Annotated in this window: 26 protein-coding genes; 19 read left to right on the forward strand and 7 right to left on the reverse strand. The window is 66.1% G+C overall.

Annotation, left to right across the window (positions count from 1 at the left end; all coding sequences use genetic code 11):
- The first annotated feature begins 63 nt into the window (after positions 1-63).
- The 15 genes from ASF09_RS00705 (at position 64) to nadA (ending at position 11,586) form a co-directional block, all read left to right on the forward strand.
- A complete protein-coding gene (locus ASF09_RS00705) occupies positions 64-774 on the forward strand; it encodes a CoA transferase subunit A (RefSeq protein WP_060523860.1) in 711 nt (236 codons plus the stop codon).
- A gap of 77 nt (positions 775-851) precedes the next feature.
- The gene (locus ASF09_RS00710) at positions 852-1,730 is read left to right on the forward strand and encodes a 5'-nucleotidase, lipoprotein e(P4) family (RefSeq protein ID WP_060523862.1); all 879 of its coding nucleotides are present in this window, start codon (positions 852-854) and stop codon (positions 1,728-1,730) included.
- Positions 1,730-2,038, forward strand: coding sequence for a DUF5076 domain-containing protein (locus tag ASF09_RS00715; RefSeq protein WP_056047204.1), 309 nt, complete (start codon positions 1,730-1,732; stop codon positions 2,036-2,038). Before ASF09_RS00710 ends, ASF09_RS00715 begins: the two co-directional genes overlap by 1 nt.
- Positions 2,038-2,673: a 3-oxoacid CoA-transferase subunit B gene (locus tag ASF09_RS00720; protein ID WP_060523863.1), complete on the forward strand. Its 636-nt coding sequence runs from the start codon at positions 2,038-2,040 to the stop codon at positions 2,671-2,673. The genes ASF09_RS00715 and ASF09_RS00720 overlap by 1 nt, the downstream gene beginning before the upstream one ends.
- Positions 2,673-3,356 carry a glutathione S-transferase family protein gene (locus tag ASF09_RS00725; protein ID WP_060523865.1) on the forward strand — a complete coding sequence of 228 codons (684 nt, stop codon included), beginning with the start codon at positions 2,673-2,675 and terminating at the stop codon, positions 3,354-3,356. Before ASF09_RS00720 ends, ASF09_RS00725 begins: the two co-directional genes overlap by 1 nt.
- Positions 3,356-4,258: an alpha/beta hydrolase gene (locus ASF09_RS00730; RefSeq protein ID WP_060524834.1), complete on the forward strand. Its 903-nt coding sequence runs from the start codon at positions 3,356-3,358 to the stop codon at positions 4,256-4,258. Before ASF09_RS00725 ends, ASF09_RS00730 begins: the two co-directional genes overlap by 1 nt.
- Before the next feature lie 170 nt (positions 4,259-4,428).
- On the forward strand, positions 4,429-5,865 hold the full coding sequence (gene leuC / locus ASF09_RS00735) for a 3-isopropylmalate dehydratase large subunit (protein ID WP_443024930.1): 1,437 nt from the start codon (positions 4,429-4,431) through the stop codon (positions 5,863-5,865).
- A gap of 97 nt (positions 5,866-5,962) precedes the next feature.
- Positions 5,963-6,592, forward strand: a complete 630-nt coding sequence (leuD, locus tag ASF09_RS00740; protein ID WP_060523867.1) for a 3-isopropylmalate dehydratase small subunit — start codon at positions 5,963-5,965, stop codon at positions 6,590-6,592.
- Positions 6,555-7,553, forward strand: a complete 999-nt coding sequence (locus ASF09_RS00745; protein WP_200912495.1) for an NADPH:quinone oxidoreductase family protein — start codon at positions 6,555-6,557, stop codon at positions 7,551-7,553. The genes leuD and ASF09_RS00745 overlap by 38 nt, the downstream gene beginning before the upstream one ends.
- Positions 7,554-7,666: 113 nt before the next feature.
- A complete protein-coding gene (locus ASF09_RS00750) occupies positions 7,667-7,990 on the forward strand; it encodes a DUF1476 domain-containing protein (protein WP_056047222.1) in 324 nt (107 codons plus the stop codon).
- Position 7,991: 1 nt separating this feature from the next.
- Positions 7,992-8,222, forward strand: coding sequence for a BolA family protein (locus ASF09_RS00755; RefSeq protein WP_056420018.1), 231 nt, complete (start codon positions 7,992-7,994; stop codon positions 8,220-8,222).
- A gap of 22 nt (positions 8,223-8,244) precedes the next feature.
- Positions 8,245-8,568 carry a Grx4 family monothiol glutaredoxin gene (grxD, locus tag ASF09_RS00760; RefSeq protein WP_060523876.1) on the forward strand — a complete coding sequence of 108 codons (324 nt, stop codon included), beginning with the start codon at positions 8,245-8,247 and terminating at the stop codon, positions 8,566-8,568.
- A 426-nt stretch (positions 8,569-8,994) separates the two neighbouring features.
- Positions 8,995-9,852: an MBL fold metallo-hydrolase gene (locus ASF09_RS00765; protein ID WP_060523878.1), complete on the forward strand. Its 858-nt coding sequence runs from the start codon at positions 8,995-8,997 to the stop codon at positions 9,850-9,852.
- Positions 9,834-10,559: a DUF4230 domain-containing protein gene (locus ASF09_RS00770; RefSeq protein WP_056047231.1), complete on the forward strand. Its 726-nt coding sequence runs from the start codon at positions 9,834-9,836 to the stop codon at positions 10,557-10,559. The genes ASF09_RS00765 and ASF09_RS00770 overlap by 19 nt, the downstream gene beginning before the upstream one ends.
- A 28-nt stretch (positions 10,560-10,587) precedes the next feature.
- Positions 10,588-11,586: a quinolinate synthase NadA gene (gene nadA, locus ASF09_RS00775; protein ID WP_060523880.1), complete on the forward strand. Its 999-nt coding sequence runs from the start codon at positions 10,588-10,590 to the stop codon at positions 11,584-11,586.
- A gap of 4 nt (positions 11,587-11,590) precedes the next feature.
- Here nadA and ASF09_RS19945 read toward each other — a convergent pair whose 3' ends face one another.
- Positions 11,591-11,740, reverse strand: a complete 150-nt coding sequence (locus tag ASF09_RS19945) for a hypothetical protein (RefSeq protein WP_156359119.1) — start codon at positions 11,738-11,740, stop codon at positions 11,591-11,593.
- A 163-nt stretch (positions 11,741-11,903) separates the two neighbouring features.
- Here ASF09_RS19945 and nadC point away from each other — a divergent pair, with 163 nt between their 5' ends.
- The 3 genes from nadC (at position 11,904) to ASF09_RS00790 (ending at position 13,976) form a co-directional block, all read left to right on the forward strand.
- Complete coding sequence (gene nadC / locus ASF09_RS00780) at positions 11,904-12,767, forward strand: carboxylating nicotinate-nucleotide diphosphorylase (protein ID WP_060523882.1); 864 nt, start codon at positions 11,904-11,906, stop codon at positions 12,765-12,767.
- A gap of 67 nt (positions 12,768-12,834) precedes the next feature.
- Positions 12,835-13,266 carry a hypothetical protein gene (locus ASF09_RS00785; RefSeq protein ID WP_060523884.1) on the forward strand — a complete coding sequence of 144 codons (432 nt, stop codon included), beginning with the start codon at positions 12,835-12,837 and terminating at the stop codon, positions 13,264-13,266.
- Complete coding sequence (locus ASF09_RS00790; RefSeq protein ID WP_060523886.1) at positions 13,263-13,976, forward strand: ribonuclease T2 family protein; 714 nt, start codon at positions 13,263-13,265, stop codon at positions 13,974-13,976. Before ASF09_RS00785 ends, ASF09_RS00790 begins: the two co-directional genes overlap by 4 nt.
- A 150-nt stretch (positions 13,977-14,126) precedes the next feature.
- Here the strand turns inward: ASF09_RS00790 and ASF09_RS00795 are convergent, their stop codons facing one another.
- Genes ASF09_RS00795 through ychF form a run of 3 tightly spaced genes read right to left on the reverse strand, consistent with a single transcriptional unit; the run spans position 14,127 to position 17,183 of the window.
- Positions 14,127-14,552, reverse strand: a complete 426-nt coding sequence (locus ASF09_RS00795) for a DUF4112 domain-containing protein (RefSeq protein WP_060523888.1) — start codon at positions 14,550-14,552, stop codon at positions 14,127-14,129.
- Positions 14,553-14,557: 5 nt separating this feature from the next.
- Positions 14,558-16,048: an ABC transporter substrate-binding protein gene (locus tag ASF09_RS00800; RefSeq protein ID WP_327196527.1), complete on the reverse strand. Its 1,491-nt coding sequence runs from the start codon at positions 16,046-16,048 to the stop codon at positions 14,558-14,560.
- A 37-nt stretch (positions 16,049-16,085) separates the two neighbouring features.
- Entirely contained in the window at positions 16,086-17,183 is a 1,098-nt protein-coding gene (gene ychF / locus ASF09_RS00805) for a redox-regulated ATPase YchF (RefSeq protein ID WP_060523892.1), read from the reverse strand.
- Positions 17,184-17,523: 340 nt separating this feature from the next.
- Here ychF and ASF09_RS00810 point away from each other — a divergent pair, with 340 nt between their 5' ends.
- A complete protein-coding gene (locus tag ASF09_RS00810; protein ID WP_060523893.1) occupies positions 17,524-18,588 on the forward strand; it encodes an NAD(P)-dependent alcohol dehydrogenase in 1,065 nt (354 codons plus the stop codon).
- 306 nt (positions 18,589-18,894) lie between these two features.
- Here the strand turns inward: ASF09_RS00810 and ASF09_RS00815 are convergent, their stop codons facing one another.
- From ASF09_RS00815 to ASF09_RS00825, 3 genes are all read right to left on the reverse strand, one after another.
- Positions 18,895-19,500: a TIGR02466 family protein gene (locus ASF09_RS00815; RefSeq protein WP_056047257.1), complete on the reverse strand. Its 606-nt coding sequence runs from the start codon at positions 19,498-19,500 to the stop codon at positions 18,895-18,897.
- Complete coding sequence (gene pth, locus ASF09_RS00820; protein WP_060523895.1) at positions 19,497-20,066, reverse strand: aminoacyl-tRNA hydrolase; 570 nt, start codon at positions 20,064-20,066, stop codon at positions 19,497-19,499. Before pth ends, ASF09_RS00815 begins: the two co-directional genes overlap by 4 nt.
- 210 nt (positions 20,067-20,276) lie before the next feature.
- On the reverse strand, positions 20,277-20,975 hold the full coding sequence (locus ASF09_RS00825) for a 50S ribosomal protein L25/general stress protein Ctc (RefSeq protein ID WP_060523897.1): 699 nt from the start codon (positions 20,973-20,975) through the stop codon (positions 20,277-20,279).
- Between the last annotated feature and the right edge of the window lie 432 nt (positions 20,976-21,407).

A 21,407-nucleotide genomic window follows, 5' to 3' on the forward strand; every position in this document is an offset into this window, starting at 1 on the left:
AGTCGAGGCGTTGCCGTCGCTGCCGCCGCGCTTTATGCGAGGCGAAAGACCATAGGAGGATGCATGGCGAACAAGCTCTACACCGACGCGGCGGCGGCGCTCGAAGGCGTGCTGTTCGACGGCATGACGATCTGCGCGGGCGGGTTCGGGCTGTGCGGCATCCCCGAGCGGCTGATCGACGCGATCGAGGCCTCGGGCGTGAAGGACCTGACGATCGCCAGCAACAACGCCGGGATCGACGGGCAGGGCCTCGGCAAACTGCTCCGCTCGCGCCAGGTGAAGAAGATGATCTCGTCCTATGTCGGTGAGAACAAGGAATTCGAGCGGCAATATCTCAGCGGCGAACTCGAGGTCGAGTTCTGCCCGCAGGGCACGCTCGCCGAACGCTGCCGGGCAGGGGGAGCGGGCATCCCCGGCTTCTACACCAAGACCGGCGTCGGCACGCAGGTCGCCGAGGGCAAGGAAACGAAGGTCTTCGACGGCCAGGAATACATCCTCGAACGCGGTATCCGCGCCGATCTCGCGATCATCAAGGGCTGGAAGGCGGACGAAAGCGGCAACCTCATCTTCCGCAAGACCGCGCGTAACTTCAACCAGCCGATGGCGACGGCGGGCAAGATCTGCGTCGCCGAGGTCGAGGAGATCGTCCCCGTCGGCAGCCTCGATCCCGACACGATCCACCTGCCGGGGATCTACGTGAAGCGGATGATCGTCGGCGCGCCGTACGACAAACAGATCGAATTCCGCACCGTCCGCGAGCGGGTTTCCGCGTGAAGCGAGGCCTGATGGTGGATCGGAAGCGCTCCCCGTTCTCCTGCGAACGCAGGAGTCCAGGGTCGCGGGCGCCGCGCTTGGTATCCTGGGCCCCTGCGTTCGCAGGGGCACTGGTTTTGCAGGGGTGCGTAAGTGTCTCCGCGCCGACGTCGATCGCAGCGACGCCGACTGTCTCCGCACCCGTCACCGTCGATGGCGTCCCAGCCGGGATGCAATATCTCTACGCCTCGGGCGAAGCCGCAGCGGTCAGCATGCAGGCCTGGAACGCGCTCGTCGGCTACGTCCGCACACAACGCACGCCAACCTCCGTCGTGCTTTCTCAAGGCGCATCGCTAACCGCGCCGACCTTCACCTCCTGTGGCACCAAACCCGAGGCTGCGGTCTTCGACGTCGATGAAACCGTCCTCCTCAACCTCGGCTTCGAATACGACGCGTCCTCCGGCCAAGCATGGTCCGATCCCCGCTGGCAGGACTGGGAGCGCACTGGCGTCAGGCAGGTCGCCCCCGTCCCTGGCGCGCTCGCCGCGCTCACCCAACTCCGCGCGATGGGCGTCACGGTGATCTTCAACACCAACCGCTCCGCCGCGAACGCCGCACAGACTGAAGCCACGATCGAAGCCGCCGGCCTCGGCCCCGCGCGCCACGGCGAGACGCTGTTCCTCGCCGGCGACGACGCGATGGGCTCGAAGAAGGACGGCCGCCGCGCGACGATCGCCGCGAAATACTGCGTCGTCGCGATGGGCGGCGACCAGCTCGGCGACTTCAGCGACCTGTTCAACGCCGGCCAGACCCCCGCCGCCCGTCGCGCAACAGTCCAATCGCCCACGATCGCGGCCAGATGGGGGGCAGGGTGGTTCGTCCTACCCAACCCCGTCTACGGCACTGCGCTCAAGGGCAACCGCGACGAGGTATTCCCGCCAGCAGTCCGCTGGGCCCCGACTGGAGGCGTACGCTAATGGCCGACCATCCCAACGCGATCGCGCTCGACAAGGGCGCGCAACTCACCAGCGAATCGGTCGAGGTCGCGCGCATCTGGATCACCAACGGCGCCGGCAGCAACGTGCTGATCGACGCGGGCATCCTCGAGGATCCGACCGTGTTCGGCTACCTCCTCGCCGACACGATCCGCCACGCCGCGCGCGCCTATGCGGGTACCTGGGGCCTCGACGAGGATGCCGCGTTGCAGGCGATCGTCGACGGCGTCGGCACCGAGCTCCGCGAACAATTCACGACCATCACCACCATCCAGGAAGGAATGCACTGATGCCCTGGGACCGTAACCAGATGGCCGCGCGTGCGGCGCAGGAACTGAAGGACGGCTATTACGTCAATCTCGGCATCGGCATCCCGACGCTGGTCGCGAACAACATTCCCGAGGGGATGACCGTCACGCTCCAGTCGGAAAACGGCATGCTCGGGATCGGCCCGTTCCCCTATGCGGGCGACGAGGACGCCGACCTGATCAACGCCGGCAAGCAGACGATCAGCGAACTCCCCTCGTCGGTGTATTTCAGCTCGTCGGACAGTTTCGCGATGATCCGCGGCGGGCATATCGACCTGACCGTGCTGGGCGCGATGGAGGTCAGCGAAGGCGGCGACATCGCCAACTGGATGATCCCGGGCAAGATGATCAAGGGCATGGGCGGGGCGATGGACCTCGTCGCGGGCGTCAAGCAGATCATCGTCGTGATGGACCACACCGCCAAGGACGGTACGCCGAAGTTCATCCCGTCCTGCACGCTTCCGCTGACCGGCAAGAACGTCGTCGACATGATCGTCACCGACCTCGCCGTGTTCCAGCGCCCCGATCACGACAGCCCGTTCAAGCTCGTCGAGATGGCGCCGGGCGTGACCGCGGACGAGATCGCCGCGAAGACCACCGCGCGCTACACCGCCTGATGGGCTACACCCTCGTCACCGCGAACCGCAATTACTCGAGCTGGTCGCTGCGCCCCTGGGTCCTGATGAAGGCGCTCGGCATCGACTTCGAGGACCGGATCGAGCCGTTCCTGGCGCCCGTCAATTACGAGGCGTTCCGCGCCTTCTCGCCGACCGGGCAAGTGCCGGTGCTGATCGACGGCGAGCGGACGGTGTGGGATTCGCTCGGCATCGTCCTCTACCTTGCCGAGCGTCATGACGGCGTCTGGCCCGCCGACGAAGAGGCCCGTGCCTGGGCGATCTGCGCGACCGCCGAAATGCATGGCGGGTTCTCCGCGCTGCGCAACGAGCGGACGATGAACGTTGGCGTCCGCGTCGACGCCGCCCCCGGCAGCGACGCGCTCGACCGCGACGTTGCACGGATCGCCGAACTGTGGAGCGAGGGACTCGCCCGGTTCGGTGGCCCCTGTCTCGCTGGTGCCGAGTTCACTGCCGTTGACGCCTTCTATACGCCGGTTGCGTTCCGCGTGCGGACCTACGGGATCGACGTCGGTCCGGCTGGGCTCGCCTGGGTCGAGCGGATCATCGCGCACCCGGCGATGCGCGAATGGGAAGCGACCGCGCTCGCCGAGACATGGCGCGAGGAAAGCCACGAGGCCGACCTCATCACATGCGGATCGATCACCGCGGACTTCCGCCGCTGATGCCCCATACCGCCAAACGCGCTGCCATCGTCATAGCGCTGATCGTCATCCTGATCGCAGGCACCGCGTTCACCGCGGGCCCCGGCACGCTCAGCGTACTCGACGGCGTGATGGGCGGCGGTCGCGGCACCGCCCGCATCCGCGAAGGCGTCCCGTTCGGCACGCACGGCCAGAAACTCGACGTCTGGCGCCCGTCCGGCGGCGCGAAGACCGGCCTGCCGGTGCTGATCTTCTGGTACGGCGGCGGCTGGGTCCACGGCTCGCGCGGCGCCTACGCGTTCGCGGCGCGCGCCTATGCGAAGGCGGGCTACGTCGTCGTCATGCCCGACTACCGCAAGGTGCCCGACGTCCGCTTCCCCGCCTTCCTCCAGGACGGCGCCGAAGCGGTGAAATGGACCCGCGACCACATCGCACAGTCTGGCGGCGACCCGAACCGGATCGCCGTCGCGGGGCATTCCGCCGGCGCCTACACCGTCGCGATGCTGACGCTCGACCAGCGCTGGTTGAAGGCGGAGGGCGTCGACCCGCGCATCATCAAGGCCGCGGTTGGCCTGTGCGGCCCGTACGACTTCTACCCCTTCACCGCCAAGCGCGCGATCGACGCGATGCAGGGCGCCGCCGACCCGGTGATGACCCAGCCGATCCACTTCGCGCGGGCCGACGCCCCGCCGATGCTGCTGATCACCGCCGGCGACGACACGCAGGTCAAGCCGCACAACGCGATCAACCTCACCGCGCGACTGAAGGCACTCGGCGCGCCAGTGACGCACATCGATTATCCCGGCCTGAGCCACGAAAACGTCGCGATGGCGCTTTCGAAACCGTTCCGCGGCAAGGCCCCTGTGCTCGCCGACAGCGTCGCATTCCTGAACAAGGCGATGCCTCCCCTCCCGTCATCCTGACGAAACTCAGGACCCGGGATACCAAGCACCGCCCTACGTAATCCTGGATCCTGAATTTCGTCAGGATGACGGTCTTCGGCCCGATACGCGGCACGCCGAAGCATTCTTACGACCGAAAATTACTTACAACCTTGGCGTCGCATTCCTTTTCGGTTACCGCGCGCTCCATCATGGCCATTCCACAAACGCTGTACGAAAAGATCTGGGCGGCGCACGTCGTCGAACGCCGCGACGACGGCACCTGCCTGATCTATATCGACCGCCACCTCGTCCACGAAGTCACCAGCCCGCAGGCCTTCGAAGGCCTCCGCGTGGCAGGCCGCAAAGTCCGCCGCGCCGACCTGACGCTCGCCGTCCCCGATCACAATCTCCCGACCACCGCGCGGAAAGATGCCGCCGGTCGTGTCCTGCCGATCGCCGACCCCGAAAGCGCGCAACAGCTCGACACGCTCCGCCGCAATACCAGCGAGTTCGGCATCGACTATATCGACGCGACGGCGATCGAGCAGGGCATCGTCCATGTCGTCGGCCCCGAGCAGGGTTTCACGCTGCCCGGCACGACGCTGGTCTGCGGCGACAGCCACACATCCGCACACGGTGCACTCGGCGCTTTGGCGTTCGGGATCGGCACCAGCGAGGTCGAACACGTCCTCGCCACGCAGACGCTGCTGCTGTCGCAGGCCAAGACGATGGAAGTCCGCGTCGACGGCGAACTCGGTTTCGGCGTCTCCCCGAAGGACGTCATCCTCGCGATCATCGGCAAGATCGGTGCGGCGGGCGGCACCGGCCACGTCATCGAATTCACCGGCAGCGTGATCCGCAACATGTCGATCGAAGGTCGCCTGACGATCGCCAACATGTCGATCGAGGCGGGCGCGCGCGCCGGCCTGATCGCGCCAGACGACACGACCTTCGCGTACCTCAAGGGCCGCCCGATGGCCCCGACCGGCGAGAACTGGGACAAGGCCGTGACATGGTGGCGCAGCCTCGCGACCGATCCCGGCGCGCGTTACGACAAGTCCGTCACGCTCGACGCCGCCGATATCGCGCCCGGCCTCACCTGGGGCACCAGCCCCGAGGACGTCGTGCCGATCACCGGATTCGTCCCCGAACCATCGAGCTTCGCCGATCCCGCCAAGCAGGCCGCCGCGCAGAAGTCGCTCGATTACATGGGCCTCACCGCCGGCACGGCGATGCGCGACGTCACGATCCAGCACGTCTTCATCGGCAGCTGCACCAACAGCCGCATCGAGGACCTCCGCGCCGCCGCGGCGATCGCCGACGGTCGCCATGTCGCGACCGGCGTCCGCGCGCTCGTCGTCCCCGGCTCGGGCTTGGTGAAGCGACAGGCCGAAGCCGAAGGGCTCGACCGGATCTTCATTACCGCCGGTTTCGAATGGCGCGAACCGGGCTGTTCGATGTGCCTTGCGATGAACCCGGACAAAGTCCCTGCGGGGGAGCGTTGCGCTTCCACGTCGAACCGTAATTTCGTCGGCAGACAGGGTCCCGGAGCGCGCACGCATCTGGTATCGCCCGCGATGGCGGCAGCGGCGGCGGTAACCGGTAAGCTGAGCGACGTCAGAGAGTTGATGGGGGAAAAAGCGTGAAGAAGGTTTTCGTATTGCTGGCGGCTGGCGCAATGCTCAGCGGCGTCGCGGCTTATGTCGCATCGGCGCGTGTGGTTCCGGAGCGCACGGAACAGCGATGACCCCCGTCACGACCGTCTCGGGCCGCGCCTATCCCTGGGGCGCGAAGAACATCGACACCGACGTCATCATCCCGGCGCACTGGCTGAAGACGATCACGCGCACCGGCCTCGGCCGCGGCGCGTTCGAGACGGTTCGCGCGCAACCCGGCAACATCTTCGACGATCCGCGCTATGTAGGGTCGCCGATCCTGATCGCGGGCGATAATTTCGGTTGCGGCTCCAGCCGCGAGCATGCCGCATGGGCGCTCGCCGACATGGGCATTACCGCGGTGATCGCGCCGAGCTTCTCCGACATCTTTTCGGGCAACGCGTTCAAGAACGGCATCGTCCCCGTCGTCCTCCCGCAGGAGGCGATCGATCGTCTGCTCGAGGTCGCCAAGGACCAGATCGTCACCGTCGATCTCGAGACGATGACCGTCACCACCCCGTTCCAGGACCGCTTCACCTTCGAACTCGACGCATTCCGCCGCCAGTGCCTCATGGAGGGGCTGGACGAAGTCGGCCTGACGCTGGCAAGGGATACCCAGATTTCGAAATTCGAGGAGGCGGTCGCATCGAATCGCCCTTGGACGACGGTGGAGAGCGGGTATGCGAGCATTGGTGTCGAAGGCAGTCGGCGGACCTGAAACTCTGGAAATGGTCGAGCTGCCCGATCTGGTGGCCGGCCCCGGACAGGTCGTCGTGGCGGTCAAGGCCTGCGCGATCAACTTCCCCGACGTCCTGATCATCGAGGACAAATACCAGTTCAAGCCGCAGCGCCCGTTCGCACCGGGCGGCGAAATCGCCGGCACGATCGACTCGATCGGCGAAGGCGTCACCGGCTGGGAAGTCGGCGACCGTGTCATCGCGATGCTCGGTCACGGCGGCCTGTGCGAGAAGGTGATCGCCGATCCCGCCAAGCTCTACCGCCTCCCAGAAGGCCGCAGCTTCGCCGAGGGCGCCTCGCTGATCCTCACCTATGGCACGACGATCCACGCACTGCTCGACCGCGGCCATATCAAGGCCGGGCAGACGCTGCTCGTGCTCGGCGCGGCCGGCGGGGTAGGGCTCGCCGCGATCGAACTCGGCAAGGCGTTCGGTGCCAAGGTCGTCGCCGCGGTCTCGTCCGAGGAAAAAGCTGCCGCGGCCAAGTCCGCCGGTGCCGACGACACGCTGATCTACGCCCGCGCCCCGTTCGACAAGGACCAGTCGAAGGCTCTCGCCGAGCAGTTCAAGGCCGCGGTCGGTCGCGATGGCGCACACGTGATCTACGATCCGGTCGGTGGCGACTATGCCGAACCCGCGCTCCGATCGATCGCCTGGGAGGGCAAGTATCTCGTCGTAGGTTTCCCCGCCGGCATCCCGAAACTCCCGCTCAACCTCACGCTGCTCAAAAGCTGCGACGTCTGCGGCGTGTTCTGGGGCGCGTTCGCGGCGCGCGATCCGCAGGCGAACCAGACACATATCGAAACGCTGTTCGACCTGTGGGAAGCGGGAAAGATCGCGCCCCGCGTCACGGAAGTCTTCGCGTTCGAGGAAGGTGGCAAGGCGATCGCGAAGATGGCGGCACGCGGTGCGATCGGCAAGCTGGTGGTCGAGGTCGGCTGACCCCGGCGGCCCTCGCCAAGGTTCGCGACACCGCGTTCGACGGCCATTATTGCGCATGCGCGGTCCGCGACCTATCTCCGGCCTGATACACGGCTGTACCGGGGACTTGCGCAATGACCAGTTTCGACGATCGCGAACGCGCCAGCGAGGCGCATTTCGCGCGTGAGGAGGAGATGGCGTTCCGCATCACCGCGCGGCGCAATCGTCTGCTCGGCGGCTGGGCGGCGCATGAGATGCAGCTGACGCCGGAAGAGACCGACGCCTATGCGACCGCGCTCGTCCATGCCGACATGGAAGGCGGCGGCGACGACGACGTCGTGCGCAAGCTCGTCGGCGACCTGACCGCAGCGGGGCTTGATCACGACGAGGCGACCGTCCGCCGCGCGCTCGCGCAGCAGATGATCGAAGCGCGTCGCCAGTTGCTGGAGGCGCAGTAAGATGCCGATGGCAGCCGACGATATCGCGACCATGATCCGCGACGCTATTCCCGATGCCCAGGTCGAGATCACCGATCTCGCCGGCGACGGCGATCACTATGCCGCCAAGGTCGTTGCCCCGAGCTTTGCCGGCATGAGCCGCGTGAAGCAGCATCAGGCGGTCTACGCCGCGCTCGGCGGTCGCATGGGCGGCGTCCTGCACGCGCTCCAGCTTACCACCGCAATTTCCTGAGGACCCGGAGATGACCCAAGACATGACCGACGACACGAACGCCCGCATCGACGCGGTAGTCAAAGCCAGCCCCGTGGTATTGTTCATGAAGGGCAGCCCGCTGTTCCCGCAGTGCGGCTTCTCCAGCCGCGCGATCGCGATCCTCAACCATCTCGAAGTCGAATTCGAGAGCGTCGACGTGTTGCAGGACCAGGGCATCCGCCAGGGCATCAAGGCCTATTCGGACTGGCCGACGATCCCCCAGCTCTACGTCGACGGCGAGTTCGTCGGCGGCTCGGACATCATGATGGAGATGTACGAAAGCGGCGAGCTGGCGCAGATGTTTGAGAAGCAGAAGGCGGGCTGAAGTTTTCGCAGGGGGAGCGAAGCATCGGGGGATCACCTCGGCTAGCATGCCTCACCCCATCCCGCGTCATCCTGACGAAAGTCAGGATCCATAGCCACGAGGTGCTGCGTCTCGTTACCCTGGACCCTGACTTACGTCAGGGTGACGGGAAAACCGATCGATGCACCGTAATCTTGAGAGTCACCGGGGAGGGTGGATCGATGCGAGACCGGACGGTAGCGATCGATCCACCCTGCTTGAACGCCGCAGCGTTCGGTGACGGGACAGACGATGCAGTGCGCGTGCCAGAACACGGTATCCCACCGATCTACGCCACATATGTTAGTTAATCCCACAAACCGTGGCGTGCGATGTGTAAAATCCGCCGACACTGCCTTCCGATGACGGGGTCTTGCCATCCCCGCTCGCAACGGCCATCTCGGTCCCATGGCTGAGCACCCGACCGGTATCCCGATCCAGCTCGAGCCGCTCGTCGTTCGCGTGCTCGCGCCCAATCCGTCGCCCTACACCTACACCGGTACGCAGACGCATATCGTCGGCACGACCGATCTTGCGGTGATCGATCCCGGCCCCGACGATCCCGCGCACATCGCCGCGCTGATCCGCGCGATCGACGGCCGCCCCGTCACCGCGATCGTCGTCACGCACCATCACCGCGATCACAGCCCCGCAACACGCCCGCTCCAGGCGATCACCGGCGCGCCGATCGTCGGCGCAGCGCCGTTCGATATCGAGTATTCCAGCGCACGCGGGGATGCATCGTTCGACGCCGCCTACGCGCCCGATCGGGTGATGGCCGACGGAGACACGATCACCGGCCAAGGCTGGACGCTGGCGGCGATCGCGACGCCCGGCCATACCTCGAATCATCTCGCCTTCGCTCTGCCCGAGACCAACGCGCTGTTCTCCGGCGATCACGTCATGGGCTGGTCGACCACCATCGTCTCGCCGCCCGACGGCGACATGGCGGCATACATGACGAGCCTCGAAAAGCTGATGAGCCGCGACGACCGGGTCTATTATCCCGGCCACGGCGAAGCGGTCGAGAAGCCGCAGCGGCTGGTGCGCGGCATGCTCGGCCATCGCAAGCAGCGCGAGGGACAGATCCTCCGCCTGTTACGCAGCGAACCGCAGCCGATCGGACGGATGGTGGCCCAGATGTACGTCGGGCTCGACGCGCGGCTCACGCCCGCGGCCGAGCGATCGGTGCTCGCGCATCTCTACGACCTGCAAAACCGTGGCTTGGTGATCGAGGAAGGCGAAACATGGCAGATCAAGATTTGAATGCGCCGAATACCGGTTCCGGCGTCGGTGGCTTCCTTGCCAAGGCGGCGGGGTTCGTCGTCATTCTCGTGCTCGCCGGCTTGCTCGCGCTGTGGGGCGTGCAGCGCTATGTCAGCGACCGGCTGACCCCCGATCCGACCACGATCGCGAGCGCCAGCTTGGAGGGCCTGCGCGAGCAGAACCGGCTGTCCGCGTTCGCCGCGCGCTATGTCGCGGTCGTCACCTCGAAACAGTCGCAGCTCGGCTTCACCACCGAGAAGACGCTGATCATGCCCGGCATGGTCCGGTACGAGGTCGACATGGGCAAGCTCACGCAGGCCGACGTCGCGTGGGACGGCGCCACCAAGACGCTGGCGGTACGCCTGCCCGCGGTCGAGGCGGATGGCCCGCAGGTCGATCTCAACGCAGTCCGCGAATATGGCTCGGGCGGCGTGCTGACCACCTTCACCGACGCCGAGAAGCGCCTCGACGACGCCAACCGCCGCGCCGGCCAGATCGAGCTGATCCGCCAGGCGCGCGAACCGGCGATGATCAAGCTCGCGCGCGACGCCACGCGCCGTGCGGTCGAGCGCAGTTTCGCGATGCCGTTGCGTGCCGCCGGGATCGACGCGACCGTCGCGGTGCGCTTCGCCGACGAGCCGGTCGCGAACGGGGAGCGCTGGGACACCTCGCGCTCGCTGCAGGACGTGCTAGGGAACCGCCAGTAAACGCGATCGGGCTATTCGGGATACGACGATGGAATTGAACCAGAACTTTGCGGGTATCGACATCCGCGCCGAGATCGAGCGCCTCCGCAAGGAGAAGAACGCGGTCATCCTCGCGCATTACTACCAGAAGCCCGAGCTTCAGGATCTGGCCGATTTCGTCGGCGACAGCCTCGATCTGTCGCGCAAGGCGGCAGCCACCGATGCCGACGTGATCGCGTTCTGCGGCGTGCGCTTCATGGCAGAGACCGCCAAGATCCTCTCGCCCGACAAGATCGTCGTGCTGCCCGACATGGACGCCGGGTGCAGCCTGGAGGACAGCTGCCCGCCCGAGCAGTTCGCGGCGTTCCGCGCGAAGCATCCCGATCATATCGCGCTGACCTACATCAACTGCTCGACCGAGGTGAAGGCGCTCTCCGACATCATCGTGACGTCGTCTTCGGCGGACACGATCCTCGCGCAGATCCCGCCCGAGCAGAAGATTATCTTCGGTCCCGATCGCAATCTCGGCGGTTATCTCGCGCGGAAGACCGGCCGTGACATGCTGCTATGGCCGGGCGTCTGCATCGTCCACGAGGCGTTCAGCGAGACCGAGCTGATGAAGCTCAAGGCACAGCATCCGTGCGCGCCCGTCGTCGCGCATCCCGAGTGCCCGCCGATCATCCTTGATCACGCCGATTATGTCGGCTCGACCCGTGGCATCCTCGACTACGCATTGGCGATGCCCGGAGACACGCTGATCGTCGCGACCGAGCCGCACATCATCCACCAGATGGAAAAGGCGTTGCCGAACAAGCGCTTCATCGGCGCACCGGGTGCGGACGGCAATTGCAACTGCAACATCTGCCCGTACATGGCGCTCAACACGCTGGAAAAGCTCTACGTCGCGCTGCGCGATCTGAGCCCGCGAATCGAGATCGAGGAAGGCCTGCGCCTCCAGGCGAAGAAGAGCCTCGATGCGATGCTGCGGATGGCGTCGAACACCGTCGGCAGGGGCGATCTCGGCCCGGCCGGCGGTGCGAACGCCTGATCCGTCAGGCCGAGGGCGCATCCTTGGGCACCTGGGCCAGCGCCTGATCGATATGGATCGCGGCGATGGTCAGTTCGAGCGTGTCGGCCAGTACGAGGGCCTCGCCAAGCAGCTGGGTCAAACGTGCTGTCTCGGCCATCGTCTTGGTATGCATCGATCGTTCCTCGGTATCGGTCAGGCAAACTCGCCTGGGGATGTTCGGTTCCAACGCGAAAATCTTTATGGTGCAGACAGATGCGGCGATTTCGCTGGCCCCGCATCATGCTCGTCGGCATCTGCACTGATACGACCGACGGGTCGCCACTGGGAGTCTTGAGATGAACGCAGCATTGCCCGACGTCGGATTGCCGGCACAGTTCGTCGTCGACGCGTTCGTCGCGTCGACATTGGCGGAGGATCTGAGCACGATCGGCGACATCACGTCGAACGCGGTCATCCCCGCCGACGCGCGATTCACCGGCGTCATGGACAGCCGCGACCCGATCGTCGTTGCCGGGCTGGATCTCGCCGAGGCGTTCTTCCGGACGCTCGATCCCGACGTCCGAATCGACCGGCTCGTGCAGGACGGGCAGCAGGTCGCGGCGGGGACGATCCTGATGCGACTCGAAGGGGTAGGGCGGGCGATGCTCACCGCCGAGCGGTCGGCGCTAAATACCGTCCAGCATCTGTCGGGGGTCGCGACCATGACGCGCGCGTATGTCGATGCGATCGCGGGGACGGGCGCGATCCTGCTCGATACGCGGAAGACCATTCCCGGCCTTCGGGTGCTGGAGAAATACGCGACCCGGATGGGCGGCGCGCAGAACCACCGGATGGGCCTCTGGGATGCCGCGATGATCAAGGACAATCACGTCGCAGTCGCCGGCGGCGTCGCCGAGGCGGTGCGCCGGGCGCGTGATGCGGGGATCGCGCACATCATCGTCGAGGTCGACCGGATCGACCAGATCGCACCCGCACTGACGGCCGGCGCGACCCATCTCCTGCTCGACAACATGCCGCCGGCGATGCTGCGCGAGGCGGTTGCGCTGGTCGGCGGTCGCGTGCCGACCGAGGCGTCGGGGGGCGTCAACCTCGACACGATCCGCGCGATCGCCGAGACCGGCGTGACCTATGTGTCGGTCGGCCGCTTGACGCAGTCGGCACCCGCGGCGGATATAGGCCTCGATTTCACGACGGCATGACCGGCTCGCCGGCGCGTCCCGGTCGCAGCATGATCGATAACGGGCAATCGATGACGGGGACAAGACGATGATCAGGCCGGTATCCATAACGCGCTACGAACGGCTGTATCTCGCCTCGTTCGTGATCGGGCTGATCGTGTCCGCGATGAGCTGGGGGCCGCGGACCGCGATGGTCGCGGCCACCCCGATGCTGGCGAAGATCGGCTGGATCCTGCCGACGTTCGAGGTCGCCGGGATCGTGATCACGCTGACGCTCTGGTATTTCACCGTGCGGGCGCCGAGCGGCGTCGCGCGGTGGGTGGTGATCGTGCTGGCCGTGCTCTCCGCGATCGGCGTCGCGATCTCGCTGGTGCAATTGGCGACCGGGCATGCAGTGCCCAGCGCGACGCTCGGGCTGTCGATCGTCGCGAGCGTGGTCTACATCGCCTCGGGGCTGCAACTCCTGAAACCCGACGCGAAACTCTGGTTCGACCAGGCTAGACGAGGACATGCCGCATGATCGTTAGACTGACCATCGTCGCGGCCGCGCTGGCGCTGCCCGGAGTCGTCCAGGCGCAGGCCTATCAATGCTCGACCCCCGCCACCGTCGAGCGCGTCCGCCCCGATCTGCCGTCCGACAGCCAGCCCAAGCGGGTCGTCCCGATCGGCGGCTACACGCTGGCGATCACCTGGGCCCCGCAATATTGCCGCGACAACGGCACGCGCACCGGGTCGCAGTTCCAGTGCGGCGCGGCCAACCGCTTTGGCTTCACGCTGCACGGCCTGTGGCCCGACGGCGTCGACAAGGACTGGCCGCAATATTGTCGCGCGGCGGAGTTCGTCCCGCCGCCGGTGATCCGCGCGCATCTCTGCACGACGCCCTCGGCGCAGCTACTCCAGCACGAATGGGCGAAGCACGGCACCTGCATGCCGGGCTATCGACCCGCGAAATATTTCAACCAGTCCACCGGGCTGTACGGCAAGCTGCGCTATCCGGACATGGATGGTTTGTCGCGCGCACCGCTGACCGCCGGACGCTTTGCGGCCGCGATGGCGTCCGCCAATCCCGGGCTCAACGCCGACATGATGCGCGTGACCGCGACGAAACAGGGCTGGCTCGACGAGGTCTGGATCTGCCTAGACCGCCGCTTCCGCTACCGCCGCTGCCCCGTCCACCAGGGCGGCCTGGCCGACGCTGCCCCGCTGAAAATCTGGCGCGGCAACCGATAAGCAATATCCCAATCCTCCCCCGTAAGGGGGAGGTGGCGCCGAAGGCGACGGAGGGGGAGGGCACGGAGCTTAGGTTTCGCTTTCCTCCCCCTCCGCCAGGCGTTGCCTGCCACCTCCCCCTGGCGGGGGAGGATGCTGAGATACCCGAAATTATCCCTCGAGAATGGTCGTCGACGGGTAATGCCGATCCAGATGCTTCTTGATGATCCGCAAGTTGCGCGTGTTCGAGCGGAAGAAGAAGTCGGGGATCGCGCCGACGAACGGGATCATCCCGAGCGCCCAGTCGAACCCGATATTGCCCGCCATCCGCGCCACCTGGACCTTCGACATGCCGATGTTGCGTGCCTCCCACGCCATCCAGCCGCCGACCGCCGCGGCGATCGTACTGCCCGCGAACGGCACGATATCGAGGATCACGTCGAGGCCGACCTTGCGGTTGGTGCCGGGGATCTGAAACAGCCCCTCCATCACGCGTTCCATCGCCTCGACGCGGCGGCGCACGGACAGCGCGTCGCGCCCCATCGGCAGCGAGTCAAGGATCGATCCGGGGGTGATGCGGGTGACGGTCGGTTTCATGCCACCTAGTTGGTATCGGCGCGCAACCGGTTCAACGGGTGCCACGCGCGCGGGTTGGGCTGCCACTGCGCCAACCTCGCGGTGACAAGCGACCAGCGTAGCGGGCGCGCGAGCGGGATGAACGCGACGTCCTCGTTCATCGCCGCGTCCGCCGCGGCGATGCGGACGCTTCGCTCCGCCAGCGTCGCCGCCTCGCGCGCCGCCTCGACCGCCGCCTGCGCCGCCTCGCCGCACACCACGCACGCACTCGCCAGATACCATCGCGCGCTGTCATAGGGCGCGACCGCGTCGACCAGCTTCAGCTCGGCATCGGCATCCAGCGCAACGCGCGACGGGGTGATGCCGATCGCCATCAACGACGCGGCGACATGCGCGTACAGCAGCGTCGCACCCGGACCATTGGGCAGCGCGATCCGCACGCCGATCGGCCCGCCGGTCCACGCCGCCACGCGTTGCCGCGCCGCCGCGCGTCGCTCGTCCTGCGACAGCAGCGACCACGCCGGAACCTGCGGCAGCGATGCCGAATCGAGGATGTCGGGAAGAATCCGGTCCGCCGCATCCCAGTTCGGCGCGATCGCCGCGGTCAGCACGGTCCGGTCGATCGCCTCCGAGATCGCCGCGCGGTTGGCGGCATCGGCGAGGAACCCGTCACGCCGCACGATCGCCAGCCCGAACAGCCCGACCGCGGGATCGACGCGGATATTGGCGGGCGCGATATCGGTGGTCGCGAGCAACGGCCAGTCGACGAAGCTGCCGCCGCTGACCAGGTCCGAATCGCGATGCGCGAACCGCGCGATCGCCCGCGCGGCGCGTTCGCCGATCAGCCGGACGTCCTCCTCCGCCTTCACGTCATGCTGGTCGTCGGGGTCCGCCTCGCCGGGATCGAAGGCGGGACGCAGCAACGGCGCGGTCCCGCCCCGTGCGATGTGGAACGGCCCGGTGCCGCTGACGGACTGCAACCGCAGCAGCGCGAGTTCGGGTTGCGCGAACAGCTTCAACAGGTCGGGGCGCGGGCGCGACAGCCGCACCTCGATGACCTGCGGCGTCATCACGACGATCTCGTCGATCGCGGTCATGAACGGCGCCAGCGGATTGCGCGATCCCGGCCGGAATTGCCGTTCCAGCATCGCCACGACCTGCGCCGCGGTGACCGGCGTACCGTCGCTCCATTTCACCTCGCGCAGGCGGAAGATGTAGCTCATCCCGCCGTCGATCACGATCCAGCGTTCGGCGATACCCGGCTCGATCTGCCCGGTCGCATCGAACCGCACCAGCCCCTGCGCGGTCGAATCCATCAGCAGCCGCGCCGGGGTATCGAGCGCGACCCGGCTGGCATCGACCGCCTCCGGATGCGCGCCGATCGCACTGACGACCACCGCCCCGGTATCGCGCCGCTGGTCGCACCCCGCCAGCGTGACGCAACCGGCGAGCACGAGCGCGCGAACCGCAGAACGGAGGGCGGGCGGAACGCGGCGAGTCAGCTTTTCACCCCTCAAACGACGCCCTCCGCTTCGGTCCGCTTTCGACTATGCCTCAGCTATGCAGGAAGTGCATCACGTCGCCGTCATGGACGACGTAGGCCTTGCCTTCCGCGCGCAGCTTGCCCGCCTCGCGTGCCTTCGATTCGCCGCCCAGCGCGATGAAGTCGTCGAACGCGATCGTCTCGGCGCGGATGAAGCCCTTTTCGAAATCGCCGTGGATCTCGCCTGCCGCCTGCGGTGCGGTTGCGCCCTCGTGGACGGTCCAGGCCCGCGCTTCCTTCGGGCCGACCGTGAAGAACGTCAGCAGATGGAGCAGCTTGTACCCGGCGGTGATGACGCGGGCGAGGCCGGTCTCCTCGAGCCCCAGCTCGCCGAGAAACTCGCCGCGATCCTCGGCGGGCATCGTCGCGATTTCCGCCTCGATCGCCGCCGACACCACGACCGCTTCCGCGCCCTCGGCCTTCGCCTTCTCGAACACCCGCGCCGACAACGCATTGCCGTTCGCCGCATCGCCCTCGTCGACGTTGCACACGTACAGCACGGGCTTTGCGGTCAGCAACTGCGCCTGCGCGAACACGCGCGCCTCGTCCTCGTCCTTCGGCACGGTCAGCCGCGCAGGCTTGCCTTCGCGGAGCAGTTCGAGCGCCTGGCCGAGCACGGCGGCACCGATCTTGGCTTCCTTGTCGCCCTGCATGCCCTTCTTGGCGAGGTTCGGCACGCGCTTCTCGAGGCTTTCGAGGTCGCTCAGCATCAGCTCGGTGTCGACCGTCTCGGCGTCGGCGATCGGATCGACCTTGTTGTCGACATGCGTCACGTCGCCATTCTCGAAGCAGCGCAGCACGTGGACGATCGCGTCGACCTCGCGGATGTTGCCGAGGAACTGGTTGCCGAGCCCTTCGCCCTTCGACGCGCCGCGCACCAGCCCGGCGATGTCGACGAAGCCGAGCTGCGTCTCGATGATCTTCTGCGATCCGGCGATCTTCGCGAGCGCGTCGAGCCGCTTGTCGGGCACGCCGACGTTACCGACGTTCGGCTCGATCGTGCAGAACGGATAGTTCGCCGCCTGCGCCGCGGCCGTCTCGGTCAGCGCGTTGAAGAGAGTGGACTTGCCGACGTTCGGCAGCCCCACGATGCCGCAGCGAAAACCCATGATATGCCCTTGGTATAAGAATGTGCGGGCGCTTTAGGGCAGGGCGGTCCGGAAGGCCAGCAAGGACGCAGGCGCGCATCGTTGGCGCCACACCCTTTCTCGACCACCCCGGCGAAGGCCGGGGCCCAATTGGGGGACGTTGCTGACGATGGTCGGCACCCCGTTATTGCCACCTTTCCAATTGGGCCCCGGCCTCCGCCGGGGTGGTGTGCACGCTCGATGCCGGGCCTGATCGACCCACTCGATTGCCGCAGTGCAGCAAAATAATCATACCGAACGGTAGTTATCATATGGTCGACGCTTATATCCCGATCCCAGCTTGAGATAGATCAGGAATTCCATGACCACGACCGCCCACGGCTACGCCGCGCAATCCCCCGAAACGCCGCTCGCCCCCTTCAGCTTCGAGCGCCGCGAACCCGGCAAGACCGACGTCGCGATAGACATCGCGTTCTGCGGCGTCTGCCATTCCGACCTCCACACCGCCAAGGGCGAATGGGAAGGCACGCTCTACCCCTGCGTCCCCGGCCACGAGATCGTCGGCCACGTCACCGCCGTCGGCAGCGACGTCACCAAGTTCAAGGTCGGCGACGTCGTCGGCGTCGGCTGCATGGTCGACAGCTGCGGCGAATGCCCGTCGTGCAAGGACGGCGAAGAGCAATATTGCGAGACCACCGGGTTCGTCGGCACGTATAACGGCCCCGATCCCGTGCTCGGCGGCCACACCTTCGGCGGCTATTCGGACAAGATCGTCGTCGACGAGGGCTTCGTGCTGAAGGTATCGCATCCCGAAGCCGACCTCGCCGCGGTCGCGCCGCTGCTCTGCGCCGGCATCACCACCTATTCGCCCCTCAAGCACTGGAAGGTCGGCCCCGGCCAGAAGGTCGGCATCGTCGGTCTCGGCGGTCTCGGCCACATGGGCGTCAAGATCGCCAATGCGATGGGCGCCGAAGTCTATGTGTTCTCGACCTCGCCGAACAAGCGCGACGACGCCAAGCGTCTCGGCGCGAAGGACCTGATCGTGTCGAAGGACGAGGCCGCGATGGCCGAACACGCCAACAGCTTCGACTTCATCCTGAACACCGTCGCGGCGAGCCACAACCTCGACACGTTCACGGCTTTGCTGAAGCGCGACGGCACGATGACGCTCGTCGGCGTCCCCGAGCACGCGCATCCGTCGCCCTCGGTCGGCAACCTCATCTTCAAGCGCCGCGCGATCGCCGGCTCGCTGATCGGCGGCATCGCCGAGACGCAGGAGATGCTCGATTTCTGCAACGAGCACGGGCTGGTGTCGGACATCGAGATGATCCGCATGGACGAGATCGAACCCTCGTATCAGCGCATGGTGAAGAGCGACGTAAAGTACCGCTTCGTCATCGACATGGCGTCGATGAAGACGGCCTGATCGGGCAGGGGGCGGCACTCAACGAGTGCCGCCCCAAACTCCCTCCCCTTCAGGGGAGGGTCGGGGTGGGGCAGTGCCACAAACGCCGACGTATACGGCGAAGCCCCACCCCAACCCTCCCCTGAAGGGGAGGGGGTAAGAAGAAGGTGCCGAACGCTCCCTCAAACACTACCACCCCGGCGAAGGCCGGGGCCCAAGTGGGAAGGCCAATCTGATGAAGGGCAGCACTTCGTTAGCGATGTTTCCCAATTGGGCCCCGGCCTGCGCCGGGGTGGTACTTTGCGTGACGAGTTGTTTCGGCCCCCATCACCACCGATAATTGAAACTGATACTGATCCGCTCACCCTTGGCAGCATTCGGCACGACCTCATGCCGCAACCAGCTCTCCCACAGGAAAACACTCCCCGGTTTAGGCTCGGCATACACGAACGTCCGCAGATCCTCCGCCGCATCCTCCAACCGAGTCGGCGCCGCCATCATCATCGGCAACCGAGGATCCTCCAGCTTCAACGCCCCAGCCCCTTCCGGAATCGCCACATACATCGTCCCGGAAACGACGCTATGCGGATGGATATGCCCCGAATGCGCGCCCCCAGGCTTCAGGACGTTCACCCAAAGACTGTCGAGCTTCAATTTCCGCCCGCCGAGATCGAACGCGCAATCCTTCGCGAACTGCGCGACATGCTTGTTCAGCAGCCGCACCAGGTCCCCGAACCGCGGATCGCGCAGCGGCAGGTCGTTCAGCGACGCATACGAGGTGTACCCGCGATACCCATGCGCCTTCGACCACGCGACCCCGGCGCGATCCGCCTTCGCCAGTTCGAGCGCGGCGTCCTCGAGTTCCTCGACCAGATCGTCGTCGCCGAGATCGGCCTCGTAGAACCGCGTGGCAAACAAGGAACGGGTGGTCATGGCTGCATCCTCAAAGCGACATCGTTCATGAAGCGGACGTCGTCGCCTTCCGCCAGCCACTTGGCCTCCGCCGCGACCGCGCCGAGCATATCGCTCAACGGCTCGATTTCCGCCTTCGCATAATTGCCGAGCACATACCCGGTCACGCGATCCTTGTGCCCCGGATGCCCGATCCCCAGCCGCACGCGGCGAAACTCCGGTCCCAGATGCTGGTCGGTCGAGCGCAAGCCATTATGCCCCGCGGTCCCGCCGCCGGTCTTCACCTTCACGCGGAACGGCGCGATGTCGAGTTCGTCGTGGAACACCGTCAGCGCCTCGACGCCGAGCTTGTAGAACCGCAGCGCCTCACCGATCGCGCGGCCGCTTTCGTTCATGAAGGTCGCAGGCTTCAGCAGAAGGATTCGCTCGGAGCCGATCCGCCCCTCCTGCGTCCAGCCCTGGAACTGCTTCTTGACCGCGCCGAAGCCGTGCACCTCGGCGATCGCGTCGGCGACCATGAACCCGACATTGTGCCGGTGCATCGCATATTGCGCCCCCGGATTGCCGAGTCCCGCCCAGATCTGCACGTGTGATTCTCCAAAAGAACGCGTCGGCCACGTAACTGTGTTCTCCTGCGAACGCAGGAGCCCAGGGTAACGGGCGGCGGCGCTGCTTGATCCTGGACCCCCGCGTTCGCGAGGGAACAGAAGGGCAGGGCAAGCCCCGTAAAACGAAACGGGCGGGAAAGCCCTAGCTTTCCCGCCCGCCAGATCATCCTAAGACGAAGGGCTGAACCCTCAGTCCTTCTTCTGCGGCGTGATCTTGTCGTCGTCGTTGTCATCGTCGTTAGGCTCAACCGGAGTCTCTTCCTCGGCAGCAGCCTCGGCAGCCTGAGCTTCGGCGACTTCCGCCTCGAGCTCTTCGTCCTCGACGGTCGGCACGGTCGGCGGCACGATCGTGGCGATCGCGAAGTCGCGGTCGTCGATCGCGGGCGTCGCGCCCTTGGGCAGCTTCACGTCGCTGATATGGATCGAATCACCGATCTCCAGACCGGCGAGCGAAATCGTGATCTCGCTCGGGATGTCCGAAGCGTCGACGACCAGCTCGATCTCGTGGCGCGTGATGTTGAGGACGCCCTTGCCCTTCTTGATGCCCGGTGCGTCGTCCTCGTCGGTGAACGCGATCGGCACCGCGACGGTGACGGTCGAATGCTCGCCGATGCGCAGGAAATCGACGTGGATCGGACGATCCGAAACCGGGTGGAACGACACGTCCTTCGGCAGCGTGCGCACGCCGTTGACCATCACGACGGAATTCATGAAGTGGCCGGTCATCAGCGCCTTCATCAGCGCCTTTTCCTCGAGGTGAACCGAGGTTGGTTCCTGGTTCAGGCCGTAGATCACGGCAGGCACGCGGCCATCACGACGCAGCGCCCGGGAGGCTCCCTTGCCAACCCGGTCACGCGTCTCGGCTGCGAGCGTCAACTGGTCGCTCATCTGTATTCTCCGAAACTCGTTTGTTGTCCTTCCCGCCCACGCCTCCAGGGATGACCATGGACCGGAAGCGCGGGCGCATAGCGGAGATTCGTGCAAAAAACAACGGCCGCGGGGAAGGGGCCTGCATTGTGCCGATACCTGCTACGCTGGGGCCGCTGGCAATCTCGCCAGTTCTCGAGGAGCTGAACCATGACGTTTGGCGACGTGTGCGTCTTGCTTATGGTGCTGTTTGCTTTTGCGACCCTCATACTGAAGGTCATCGAAGTGAATCGCCACAAGTAAACGTGCCGGGAGGAGGTCGGGCTGACACTCGGCCTCCGAACGCCAGATTCCCAAAACGATTGAACCCCCGCCACTGACATGACGGGGGTTCGTATCTCAAGGTAGAAACCATGACGTTTGGTTAGATATATATACGCTCGATTCGTTGAT

This window comes from Sphingomonas sp. Leaf242, from assembly GCF_001422045.1.
Classification (GTDB): Bacteria; Pseudomonadota; Alphaproteobacteria; order Sphingomonadales; family Sphingomonadaceae; genus Sphingomonas.

Excerpts from the sequence above, each read along its gene's own strand:
- ASF09_RS00705 (WP_060523860.1), top strand. The coding sequence starts at position 64 with ATGGCGAACAAGCTCTACACCGACGCGGCGGCGGCGCTCGAAGGCGTG.
- ASF09_RS00715 (WP_056047204.1), top strand. The coding sequence starts at position 1,730 with ATGGCCGACCATCCCAACGCGATCGCGCTCGACAAGGGCGCGCAACTC.
- ASF09_RS00720 (WP_060523863.1), top strand. The coding sequence starts at position 2,038 with ATGCCCTGGGACCGTAACCAGATGGCCGCGCGTGCGGCGCAGGAACTG.
- ASF09_RS00725 (WP_060523865.1), top strand. The coding sequence starts at position 2,673 with ATGGGCTACACCCTCGTCACCGCGAACCGCAATTACTCGAGCTGGTCG.
- ASF09_RS00730 (WP_060524834.1), top strand. The coding sequence starts at position 3,356 with ATGCCCCATACCGCCAAACGCGCTGCCATCGTCATAGCGCTGATCGTC.
- leuC (WP_443024930.1), top strand. The coding sequence starts at position 4,429 with ATGGCCATTCCACAAACGCTGTACGAAAAGATCTGGGCGGCGCACGTC.
- leuD (WP_060523867.1), top strand. The coding sequence starts at position 5,963 with ATGACCCCCGTCACGACCGTCTCGGGCCGCGCCTATCCCTGGGGCGCG.
- ASF09_RS00745 (WP_200912495.1), top strand. The coding sequence starts at position 6,555 with ATGCGAGCATTGGTGTCGAAGGCAGTCGGCGGACCTGAAACTCTGGAA.
- ASF09_RS00750 (WP_056047222.1), top strand. The coding sequence starts at position 7,667 with ATGACCAGTTTCGACGATCGCGAACGCGCCAGCGAGGCGCATTTCGCG.
- ASF09_RS00755 (WP_056420018.1), top strand. The coding sequence starts at position 7,992 with ATGCCGATGGCAGCCGACGATATCGCGACCATGATCCGCGACGCTATT.
- grxD (WP_060523876.1), top strand. The coding sequence starts at position 8,245 with ATGACCGACGACACGAACGCCCGCATCGACGCGGTAGTCAAAGCCAGC.
- ASF09_RS00765 (WP_060523878.1), top strand. The coding sequence starts at position 8,995 with ATGGCTGAGCACCCGACCGGTATCCCGATCCAGCTCGAGCCGCTCGTC.
- ASF09_RS00770 (WP_056047231.1), top strand. The coding sequence starts at position 9,834 with ATGGCAGATCAAGATTTGAATGCGCCGAATACCGGTTCCGGCGTCGGT.
- nadA (WP_060523880.1), top strand. The coding sequence starts at position 10,588 with ATGGAATTGAACCAGAACTTTGCGGGTATCGACATCCGCGCCGAGATC.
- ASF09_RS19945 (WP_156359119.1), bottom strand. The coding sequence starts at position 11,740 with ATGCATACCAAGACGATGGCCGAGACAGCACGTTTGACCCAGCTGCTT.
- nadC (WP_060523882.1), top strand. The coding sequence starts at position 11,904 with ATGAACGCAGCATTGCCCGACGTCGGATTGCCGGCACAGTTCGTCGTC.
- ASF09_RS00785 (WP_060523884.1), top strand. The coding sequence starts at position 12,835 with ATGATCAGGCCGGTATCCATAACGCGCTACGAACGGCTGTATCTCGCC.
- ASF09_RS00790 (WP_060523886.1), top strand. The coding sequence starts at position 13,263 with ATGATCGTTAGACTGACCATCGTCGCGGCCGCGCTGGCGCTGCCCGGA.
- ASF09_RS00795 (WP_060523888.1), bottom strand. The coding sequence starts at position 14,552 with ATGAAACCGACCGTCACCCGCATCACCCCCGGATCGATCCTTGACTCG.
- ychF (WP_060523892.1), bottom strand. The coding sequence starts at position 17,183 with ATGGGTTTTCGCTGCGGCATCGTGGGGCTGCCGAACGTCGGCAAGTCC.
- ASF09_RS00810 (WP_060523893.1), top strand. The coding sequence starts at position 17,524 with ATGACCACGACCGCCCACGGCTACGCCGCGCAATCCCCCGAAACGCCG.
- ASF09_RS00815 (WP_056047257.1), bottom strand. The coding sequence starts at position 19,500 with ATGACCACCCGTTCCTTGTTTGCCACGCGGTTCTACGAGGCCGATCTC.
- ASF09_RS00825 (WP_060523897.1), bottom strand. The coding sequence starts at position 20,975 with ATGAGCGACCAGTTGACGCTCGCAGCCGAGACGCGTGACCGGGTTGGC.